Consider the following 9,867-nt stretch of genomic DNA (forward strand, 5'->3'; position numbering starts at 1 on the left):
GTCACGACGACCGGCGGGCGGGCGGCCGCTGCGAGGGCCGCGGCCGCGCGCCGAACCTCGGCGGCAGCATCCGCCGCCGCCTTCGCCTCACGGCGCGCCTCGGCCTCGACCTGCGCGAGAAGTTTGTGCTGTTCGGCCACGGTGCGGGCGTTCGCTTCCAGGTGTACGTGCCGGGGCACCTCGGCGGTCTCCGCGAGCACGCGCAGGGTCTGCTGCAGCCGCACGGCGTTACGCTCGGTGGCCAGGTACTGTTTGCGGCGGCTCCAGGTGGGCATGAGGTAGGCGACCCAGAGCACAGCAGCCACCAGTATCATCACGCCGCCGCCCAGGGCCTCAGAACTCATGCTGATAACGGTAAGAGAAACGGGGCGTTTCGGCGCTGATTACCGCGGGTGTGTCATCAATCATTGATCACGAAATATTGTCGCTCATCAGGGGTCATCGATCGTTGACGCTGAGCGTCTGGGCCGCGCGTTCCAAATCGATCGGGGTCACTACGGCGGCACTGGCCGGCACGAGGCCGTCTTTCCAACGCTGCAGCACGCCGTGCGCCAGCTCTTCGGCGACGAGCCCGAAGCAGAAATGGTCGCGCCAATCGCCGTTGATGTGGATATAGCGGCGGCGCAGGCCCTCGTAGCGAAAACCGAGCTTTTCGACCACGCGCAGGCTGGCGGCATTTTCGGGACGGATGCAGATCTCCATCCGGTGCAGCCCGAGCTGATAAAAGCAGTAGTCGGTAGCGAGGGCCACCGCGCTCGGCGTGATCGACTTACCGGCGAAACGCTCCCCGACCCAGTACCCGATCGTCGCCGAAGACACCGAACCCCATGTGATCGAGGACACGTTGAGCTGACCGGCCAGTTCGCCGTTGTACTCCACGATGAAGGGCAGGCCATTTCCGTCGCGAGAATGAGCGAGCAGGTTACGGATGCTGACGCGCGTGTCGAAGGACATCGGCGCGTACGGGTTGGTCGCCTCCCATTTGCGTAACCAGCTGCGGTTTTCCAGCAGCTGATCCTCGAGCAATCGCGAATCGCGCAGCCGAATCGGGCGCAGCGTCACCGCCCCTTCGCGGAGCGTCGGAATCGCGATCGGCACAGCTCCCCCGTCGGTTGCGGGCGGCGGCCCGGTGGTACCCCTCAATCTAGTCGACGCACGGCCCGGTCGACGCACGGCCCGGTCGACGCACGGCGCGGTCGACGCACGCCGAGCGCCGGTGCCGCGGGCCGATTACTGGTCTGGCTGCTCGTCGTGCTCCGGATCGAGTCCCTGCACGAAGTCGTTCAGCCACGGGCGCAGTTCGGGGCCGAGGTCGTCGCGTTCGACGGCGAGCTGCACGATGGCCTTGATGTAGTCCAGCCGGTCACCGGTGTCGTAGCGGCGACCGCGGAAGATCACGCCGAAGACACCGCCGGTGCCTTCCACGTCGACCGCCATTTCCTGCAGGGCGTCGGTGAGCTGGATCTCGTTGCCCTTGCCGGGGGCGGTGTGCTCCAACACGTCGAAGACCTCGGGGCGCAGCACGTAGCGGCCGATGATGGCGAGGTTGGAGGGGGCATCCGCTTGCGCCGGCTTTTCGACCAGACCCGTGATGCGCACCACGTCGGGNGGATCGTCGGTCTTCTCGATCGCCGCGGCGCCATACATGTGAATCGAGCCGGGGTCGACCTCCATGAGGGCGACGATGCTGGCGTTGCGCTTGCCGGCCTCGCTCAGCATGCGGCTCAGCAGCGGGTCGCGAGCGTCGATGATGTCGTCACCGAGCAGCACCGCGAACGGCTCCATGCCGACATGCATCTTGGCGCGCAGCACCGCGTGGCCCAGGCCCCGGGGATCGCCCTGGCGCACATAGTGCACGTCAGCGAGCTCGTTCGATTCGCGCACCTTGGCCAGACGGGTCTGGTCGCCCTTCTTCTCGAGCAGCGATTCCAGCTCGGTCATGCGGTCGAAGTGGTTCTCGAGGGCGTTCTTATTGCGGCCGGTGACCATGAGAACGTCGCTCAACCCGGCCGCGACAGCCTCCTCGACGACGTACTGAATCGCGGGTTTATCCACGACGGGGAGCATCTCTTTGGGCATCGCCTTGGTCGCGGGCAGAAACCGTGTTCCGAGCCCGGCGGCGGGAATGACGGCCTTCGTGATCCATGTACTCATGGGGTTCAGGTTATCGCCATCTAGGATTGGAGTATGGATTCCTCCGTTGGTCATCGAAAGCGGGCGCTGCGTGCCGAGTTGCGCGAGCGCCGCCAGAACCTGACCTCCTCGGAGCGGGAGGCCGCCGCCGCTGGTCTCACCCAGAATTTGCAGAGCATCGTGCTCGATCTCAGCGCCCGATCGATCAGCTGCTATCTGTCAGGCCAGAATGAGCCGAACACCCGGCCGTTTCTGAACTGGGCCGAAGCCGAGGGGCTGCGGGTGCTGTTTCCGGTGTCCCGCGAAGACGGCCTGCTGGACTGGACCGTCGGCGAGAGCCAGGAAGAATTCGAGGGCGTCGCCGGCATGCCGGAGGCCGTCGGAACCCTGCTGGGCCCCATCGCCATCAACGACGTCGACCTGATCATCGTGCCGGCCGCCGCGGTCGACGCGACCGGGTTGCGCATGGGCTGGGGTCGCGGATACTACGACAAGACCCTCGGCTCGATGGAGAAGTGCCCGCCGGTGTACGCCGTCGTCTACGACTCCGAATTCGTCGATGAGGTACCCCGCGAGGTGCACGACCAGCCCGTGAACGGCCTCGTCACCCCCACCCGCATCATCGCGTTTTGATGCTTTCGCGCTGAGCCTGTCACTCTGAGCCTTGGCTCAGGCCCCCAATTTTCGGCAGGCATCTGCTTGTCGGTTCCACACACGAGAGATCCCAGTGCCCACCTACTCTTACCGTTGCACGGAGTGCGATACCGCCTTCGACATTCAGCAGTCCTTCACCGACAGTTCCCTCACGGTGTGCCCCACCTGTGAGGGCAAGCTGCGCAAGGTGTTCTCGTCGATCGGTGTCACGTTCAGCGGGTCGGGCTTCTACAGCAATGACTCAAAGTCCGACGCAAAGCGCGGGCTGCGGGCCGAGAAGAAGTCTGAGTCGTCTACGTCCGACTCCTCATCGTCGTCGTCTTCCCCGTCGAGCGACTCGGGCTCGTCGTCCGGCAGCGCCACCCCCGCCAAGAAAGACAGCACGCCCAGCGCGAAGCCTGCGAGCACGCCGTCCACCGCTGCCCCTGCCAAGAAAGCGAGTTAGTCCGATGATCTCCCCCGCCGCCAAGCGCGCCGCCATTCTGCTGGATCGCCCGACCGCCATCGTCAAGGGCGGGGCCAGAATCGCCGGCCCGACCCTGAACGGCTTCAAGGCCTTCATCATGCGCGGAAACGTCATCGACCTCGCCGTCGCCGTCGTGATCGGTACGGCGTTCACCGCGGTCGTCACGGCGATCGTCGGTTCGGTTTTCACCCCGCTGATCGCGTCGCTGTTCGACGCCTCAAGCCTCGAAAAGGCCCTGATCGTGCCGCTGCCCGGCAGCGCCGAAGATGAAGGACTGCTCTTCGGAGCCGTCATCGCCGCGGTCATCAACTTTCTGCTGATCGCATTCGTGGTCTACTTCGTACTGGTCATGCCCATCAACCGGCTGCGCAAGGCCCAGGACCGCCGCCGCGACGCCGGCATCCCGGTCGAGGCCGTCGCCGACCCCACCACCGAGCTCGCCCTGCTGACCGAGATTCGCGATCTGCTCGCCGCCGGCGCGGTCGACTCCGCGGCTCGCACGGCCGCGTCTGCGGCTGCATCGACCGCGGCCTCGACGGCCCCGGACGCCCCCAAGCACACCCTGTAGCGCGGCCGGTTGCGCCGCCGATAGCGTCGCGGGCTGACTTGCGGACAACCACCTTCGATCTCTCGCAGCGAAGGTGGTTTTTCCGTATCTCGCGGCGGATTCGGGAACCGGGTGCGGCATCCGCTGTCTCAGCGGGCGCGGGCGTCGGCGAGCGGATGCCCCGCCACCAGACCCGGCACCGGCACACCTACCGCGCAACGGCGCAAGTACCGCGCAGCACCGCTCAGTGCAGGGACTTGGCGGGCAGCGCGGCAGTAACGCCGCTACGCGGTAGGCACACCCATAGCGCAGCGGCGGATGTACCGCGCAGCGCCACAACACCCGCACAACACCCGCGCAGCTCACCACAACTCCCCAGGCACCTGCCACGCGGGCCGCGCGCGGACCTCTTTTTCGTTGAGACACGGAGAACGGACCCTCGTTGGCGTGACGAAGGTGCGTTGTCCGTGACTCAGCGCCCGGCGCGAGGCCTCAGAGGACGGATGTGACCGGTGGGGCGGGCGTTACCAGTGGGGCGGGCGGTCCTGGCGCAGTTGGGCGTCGTTGGCGCTGCGGCTTCCGGGGGAAGCGGATGCCACGCCGCCTTCTTCGCGCAGCACCGGAGGATGCGGGTCAGGGTCGGTGTCGGGCGCGGGCAGCAACTTGGCGCGGCGTGATCGGCCGGGCTGCTTCACGATCGGCTGCCGCAGCGTGCCTCCGTTGAGGTCTGCTGCCGCAGGTGAATCGCCGGCCGTACCCGAAGCACCAGCCCCGTCAGCACCCGTCGCTGCCGCGCCCGACGCTGCGGGATTGGTCAGTGCTGCCGGGCTCACTGCTGGCCCGGGCGCTGCACGGCGATCGGTGCCGTCTCCGTGCCGACGGGCGCACTCGTGCCCGGGATGCCGCCCATCGGCGTGGCGACCGGCGCGGCACCCATGAGCGCCGCGACCCGGGCCGCGACGGCATCAGGGGTGCTGAACAGTTCGAAGCTGTGCACGCGCAGGTAGTGCCAGCCGAGGCGACGCAGCACCTCGGGGCGCAGCCTCAGGGACTCGCGCAGGCTCGCGCGGCCGACGACGGCATCCGTTTCGACGACAACGGCGCGGCCGCCGAACGACGCCGCGAGGGCGAGCTTGCCGCGGTGTCCGAGCGACACGGTCAGGCCGCGGCGCTCGAGGCGGCTGGCGAGGTCGACGAGCATGGCCTCGCTCGCGTCGGGAACCCGTACCTCGTCGCGTCGAGCCTCGGTCTCGCTGAGAACCTGCGCGAGGGCAAGGATGCCGTGACGTTGACGATCGAAGTCGATGTCGTCGGGGCGGAAGCACGAGACGATGTCCATGGAGCGGCGGGCGCGAGTCATGCCGATCGCGAGCAGGCGATCGCCGCCGGGCTCGCCGAGCGACCCGAAGTTCGACAGCAGGCGTCCGTGCGGCGTGCGACCGTAGCCGATCGAGAAGATGACCCGGTCGCGGCTCTGCGCGACGGACTGTTCCAGGGTGAGCACCGTGAAGGGCTCGGCGCGGTCTTTCAGGATGAAATCCGAGAGGTCGGTGCGCTTGGCAAAGGCCGACAGCACGGCCTGCTGCACGCGCACGGCGTGACGGCTGCTCGCGGTGATGACCATGAGCGACTCGCGCGGGCGCTTGACGGCGTGGTCGATGACGAGTTCGACGACCTTGATGACCTCGGCGTCGACGCTCTCGATGGCGCCGCTGTCGACATCGGGCATGCCGTGGCCGCCGGCGACGTAGTTGATCGTGAGGCTGCCGTGGCCGAGAAAGCTGCCGGCCCAGGGCAGCGAGTCGATGCGCCCGCCGTAAAAACGGTGGTTGACGAGTTCGGCCAGATCTTCGCCGCCGGCCCGATAGCTGCGGGTGAGGGTCAGCGTGGGCAGCAGCTCGCCGAGGCGGGCCAGAGCCGAATCGGCGTGCAGGGCGTCGACGGTGATCTCGGGTTCGGTTTTCTTGTCGGCCTGTTCGCCGATTCCGGTCTCGAACGCGCTCGGCGTCTGGGTGACCGGGTCACCGAAGGCGACAATCTGGCGGCCGCGACGAATCGCACCGACGTTTTCGGCGAGGGTCGTGGCGCCGGCGTCAACGAGCAGCACGGTGTCGAAGGTCATCCGGTCGGTCAGGCCCGCGACCTCGTAGGGCGAGGCGAGCCAGACCGGGGCGAGCACCCGGCTCAGGTGCGGTGCGGCCTCGGTGAGGCGCGCCGGAGTGGCGCGGTCGGCGCGCAGCAGGCGGCGCAGCTGGTCGGCCTCCTGCGGGTAGTCGACGACGCCGATCTTCCAGGTTTCGGCGAGCAGCCAGGCGAGCAGTTGTCCGGTAGCGGATGCGTGCGCCTCGTCGACGAGTTTGAAGTCGGCCTCGAGACGGTCCAGCACCTGCGTGTTGGCGTTGAGCAGTGCCCGATCGCTGCCGAGCATCGTCTCGAGCACGGACTGCCACCAGGCCAGTTCGAGTTCGGCGGCCACATCACCCTCCGACACGTGCCGCTGGGACAGGTCGGTCATCAGCGGATCGAGGTTGTTCTCGCGCAGCGTCGCGAGCAGCGCGGTGCGTTCGTGCAGGTTCGCGAGCACCTCGCTCTCGGCCGCGAGGCCCGAGACGGTGTAGACGAGCTCCTTGATCGGACGGGTCGACAGCGCGCGGGTAGTGCCCGAGTTGCCGAGCGGCACATCGAGCAGGCCGAGATCTTCGGACACCCGCTGAAAAGCGACGTGCACGTCGTTGATACCGACCGGCACCTCGGGGGTCACGCCCGCGGCGGCGTAGCGCTGCCAGAGGGTGCGCTGCTGCTGAATGCGTCGCAGGCTCTCGTTCATGTCGTTCACCCGCACACCGGGCCGCTGGTATTCATCGGCGAGCTTGCGCAGCCGGCGGCGGCTGGCCGAGGTCATCTCGGGTGAGTCTCGGCGGGACGAGGTCGCGGCGATCAGTTCGGTCAGCGGACGGTCGTAGACGGCCGGCTGGAACTTGTCGAGGGTTTCACGAATGTCGAGCAGCAGGCGCAGGTAGATGCCCAGCTCGGCGATCGTTTCGAAGGCGCGCAGCCGGGTCTGGCCGACGAGGCCGTTCGCCCGTTCGAGCAGTCGGGGAAGTTCCACCTGGTTGACGCGCTTGGCGAGCTGGTGGGTGCTGGAGGCATCCGCTGTCGAGGTGAAGGAGGCGCCGTACCAGGGCGAGTCGCCGGGTCCGTAGCGGAATTCTCCGAGCGCGGCGGCCTTGATCAGGGTCGCGGCGGCGGTCGGGCGGCTGTGCGCGAGCAGTTCGAGGGCGTGCCGGTCGAGGCGCGCGGTCGTCGACGGCGGCGCGGGCAGTTGGGCGAGACGGGCGAGTTCGCCGAGCGCGTCGAGCACCGACACACCGAGCGCGGCGTCTCGGCGAGTGAGCGCGGAGCGGTAGTCGAGCAGCACCTTGCGCAGGCGCACAAGGGCGTCATCGACGTCGCCGACCCGCGGCTGGGCGGCTTTCTCGTTGCGGGTGATCGACTGGATCAGGTCGCGCCGCAGGGTGCGCGGCGTGACCGCGACGCCGGGCAGGCCGACCTGCACGAGGCGGTGAGCGATGCCGTCGAGGCTCGAACGGCGGGCGCTGACGACCAGCACGCGCTTGTGCTGGGCGATGAGCGAGCCGATCGCATTCACGATGGTCTGGGTGCCGCCGGTTCCGGGCAGGGTCTTCACGACGAGGGAGTTGCCGGCGCTGATCTGCGCGACGACGTTCTCTTGTTCGGGATCGGCGTCGAGCAACAGCGTGTCGGTCGCGGGCGGGCGGGCATCCTGACCGATCGGCACGACCGGGTTGTAGGCGTTCTCGATCGCGGCGCGGGCGTTGGCATTGCCGGCAATGGCATCGAGCAGCGGATGCTCGAGGTTGGTCGCGTCCGCGGCGAGCGCGCGTCCGACATCGGCGAATGAGGAGACCACGAGGCGGGGCACCACGTTGAACCAGGGCAGGTGCGAGGTGAGGCCGCGCAGCCGGTCGATGACCGGCTGCGGCTTGAAGGCCCCGTTGGTGATGGCGAGCGCGACGAAGGCGTCGGCGTCGAGCACGATCTGAAATTGGTCGTGCAGCGCCCGAGCGAGTTCGGGGTTCAGCACCGGCTGGCCCTTGAGCTTGAGCTCGTAGTCACGTCCGTAGCGACGGATGGCGACCGGCCGCAGCAACACCGGTGCGGTGTAGTCGACGTCGTTGTGGGTCCACTCGGCGAGGCCGATCGCGAGGTTGACGCTCTCGATTCCGCGCATCGACCGCAGTTCGATGCCCTTCTGGGTGATCTCGTTCGCGGCGAGGCGGGCGTTGCGCAGCGCGAGTTCGTCACGAATGAGGTTGGAGAGCAGCGTGGTCTTGCCGGTGATGAACTGCGGCAGGCCGCCCGGGTGGGTGGCGCTGAGCTCGATGCGGGACCGCGCGCTGTCGCTGAAGTGCAGCAGCGGCGAGTTGCCGCCGAGGGAGTCGAGTTCGTCGCGCCAGCGCTGCCAGACCGGTTCGGCGATGTTGCCGGCGACGAGGCCGGGGTCACCGAGGCTCACCGAGTGCGGGGCGGCGAGGTTGTGCGCGGCGACCGACTGGCTGGGGTTGGTCTGGGCCGGGGCGGGCTGGCCGGGGCTGCTGGGGCTCGGGCTGCTCGGGGCAGGGGTACTGCCGATTCGGGAGTCGAAGGACTCGTGGCGGCCCTCGTGCGTGCCAGCGGGCACGCCGGAGCCATTCGACGAAAGGTCGTCGTCATCTGTTTTTCTATCGAGGCGCCACACACAAACACCCTAATTGTGAGAGACCCGGTTTCGCGGGAGGCGGTGCGGGTTTCGCGGGTTTTGCCCCGGTATTGGTGTGATTAGAGCCAATCCCGTTTCTTAAATACAGCGTAGAGGGTAAATCCCATCGCGACCATCAGTCCGACGGCAAAGGGATAGCCGAGGGTCCAGTGCAGTTCGGGCATGTGGTCGAAGTTCATACCGTAGATCGTGCCGACCAGGGTCGGCGCGAACAGGATCGCCGCCCAGCTCGAGATCTTCTTGACCTCTTCGCTCTGCGCGAGGCTCGTTTCGGTGAGCCTGCGCATCTCGTCGTTCTGCCGTTGCCCGACGAGGGTGCTGTGCACGGTGAGGGCGTTCTGCAGCAGATCACGAAACGAGTCGCCCCGCTCCACGACCCGCAGTGCGTGGTCGGTCACGTCACGCAGATGGCGGTGCAGCTCGAGATCAACGTTGTATTTTTCGAAACCGCGCTGCAGCGACTCGAACATCACAATGAGCGGCTGGGTCGCCCGCTGAAACTCGATGACCTCACGGCTGAGGGCGTAGATGCGCCGCGATACGGCCGGGTCGCCGTCGAAGAGTTCGTCCTCGATCTCGTCGATGTCATTCTCGAGGCCCGCCACGACGGGCCCGTACTCGTCGACGACCTGGTCGAGGATCGCGTAGAGCACGGCCTCCGGGCCGAGCGCGAGCAGTTCGGGCGTCTGCTCCATGCGGTGCCGCACCCGGCCGAGGTCGGGCGATTCGGCGTGACGGATCGTGACGACGAAGTCCGGCCCGACGAACACGTGCACCTCACCGAACTCCACGCGCTCATCGGCGTCGAGGTAGCGCGCGGGCCGCAGCACGAGAAACAGGTTGCTGCCGTAGCGCTCCAGTTTGGAGCGTTGGTGGCCCTTGAGAGCGTCTTCCACGGCGAGGTGGTGCAGGCCGAATTCCGCGGCCACCGAGCGCACCTCCTCGTCGCTGGGCCGGTACAGGCCAATCCAGGCGAAACCATTGTTGGCCTTCATGACCTCGTAGGTCTCGTCGAGCGATGCCGGTGTCGCGACCCGCACGCCCTCAACGTAGATCGCGTTGTCGACCAGCGCCATTGATGCTCCCTTGTGTCTGTCCAGTGTGCCACCCGCCCGCGGCAACCCGCTTAGGGTGAGGTATGAGCGTGCAGGTGTTTCTGGGGCCCCGCGGGGCGACGGATGCCGCGGATCGGCTGGCGCTGCGGGCGGCGGTCGCCCGGGTGGCCGGGCAACCGCCCGCCGCGGGGCGCGGTACATCCGTCGGGCTGGAGCAGCGCTGCACCCGGTG

At 67.7% G+C, this 9,867-nt stretch carries 8 protein-coding genes and 2 pseudogenes; 3 read left to right on the forward strand and 7 right to left on the reverse strand.

Annotated features, from left to right (window positions below; all coding sequences use genetic code 11):
- From E3T55_RS05710 to galU, 3 genes and pseudogenes are all read right to left on the reverse strand, one after another.
- Positions 1-344: pseudogene (locus tag E3T55_RS05710) on the reverse strand (hypothetical protein); the annotation flags it as partial.
- A gap of 94 nt (positions 345-438) precedes the next feature.
- Entirely contained in the window at positions 439-1,098 is a 660-nt protein-coding gene (locus E3T55_RS05715) for a GNAT family N-acetyltransferase (RefSeq protein WP_134518621.1), read from the reverse strand.
- 132 nt (positions 1,099-1,230) lie between these two features.
- Complete coding sequence (gene galU, locus E3T55_RS05720; RefSeq protein WP_134518622.1) at positions 1,231-2,154, reverse strand: UTP--glucose-1-phosphate uridylyltransferase GalU; 924 nt, start codon at positions 2,152-2,154, stop codon at positions 1,231-1,233.
- A gap of 33 nt (positions 2,155-2,187) precedes the next feature.
- On the opposite strand from galU, the gene E3T55_RS05725 reads away from it, so the two are divergent.
- Positions 2,188-2,766 (forward strand): 5-formyltetrahydrofolate cyclo-ligase, encoded by a 579-nt coding sequence (locus E3T55_RS05725; RefSeq protein ID WP_134518623.1) that lies wholly within the window; start codon positions 2,188-2,190, stop codon positions 2,764-2,766.
- A 94-nt stretch (positions 2,767-2,860) separates the two neighbouring features.
- Positions 2,861-3,001: pseudogene (locus E3T55_RS21070) on the forward strand (FmdB family zinc ribbon protein); the annotation flags it as partial.
- Positions 3,002-3,015: 14 nt separating this feature from the next.
- Here the strand turns inward: E3T55_RS21070 and E3T55_RS21075 are convergent.
- Entirely contained in the window at positions 3,016-3,204 is a 189-nt protein-coding gene (locus E3T55_RS21075) for a hypothetical protein (protein WP_338145118.1), read from the reverse strand.
- Between the two features lie 32 nt (positions 3,205-3,236).
- On the opposite strand from E3T55_RS21075, the gene mscL reads away from it, so the two are divergent.
- On the forward strand, positions 3,237-3,821 hold the full coding sequence (gene mscL, locus E3T55_RS05735; RefSeq protein WP_134518625.1) for a large conductance mechanosensitive channel protein MscL: 585 nt from the start codon (positions 3,237-3,239) through the stop codon (positions 3,819-3,821).
- 503 nt (positions 3,822-4,324) lie between these two features.
- Here the strand turns inward: mscL and E3T55_RS20690 are convergent.
- From E3T55_RS20690 to E3T55_RS05750, 3 genes are all read right to left on the reverse strand, one after another.
- A complete protein-coding gene (locus E3T55_RS20690) occupies positions 4,325-4,633 on the reverse strand; it encodes a hypothetical protein (RefSeq protein WP_241992892.1) in 309 nt (102 codons plus the stop codon).
- Positions 4,630-8,337, reverse strand: a complete 3,708-nt coding sequence (locus E3T55_RS05745) for an AAA family ATPase (protein WP_134518628.1) — start codon at positions 8,335-8,337, stop codon at positions 4,630-4,632. Before E3T55_RS05745 ends, E3T55_RS20690 begins: the two co-directional genes overlap by 4 nt.
- 302 nt (positions 8,338-8,639) lie before the next feature.
- Entirely contained in the window at positions 8,640-9,656 is a 1,017-nt protein-coding gene (locus E3T55_RS05750) for a magnesium and cobalt transport protein CorA (protein ID WP_134518626.1), read from the reverse strand.
- Between the last annotated feature and the right edge of the window lie 211 nt (positions 9,657-9,867).

Origin of the sequence: Cryobacterium frigoriphilum (genome assembly GCF_004403305.1) — a bacterium.
GTDB classification, from domain to species: domain Bacteria; phylum Actinomycetota; class Actinomycetes; order Actinomycetales; family Microbacteriaceae; genus Cryobacterium; species Cryobacterium frigoriphilum.

Coding starts and splice junctions, on each gene's coding strand:
- E3T55_RS05725 (WP_134518623.1), top strand. CDS start 2,188: ATGGATTCCTCCGTTGGTCATCGAAAGCGGGCGCTGCGTGCCGAGTTG.
- mscL (WP_134518625.1), top strand. CDS start 3,237: ATGATCTCCCCCGCCGCCAAGCGCGCCGCCATTCTGCTGGATCGCCCG.
- E3T55_RS05750 (WP_134518626.1), bottom strand. CDS start 9,656: ATGGCGCTGGTCGACAACGCGATCTACGTTGAGGGCGTGCGGGTCGCG.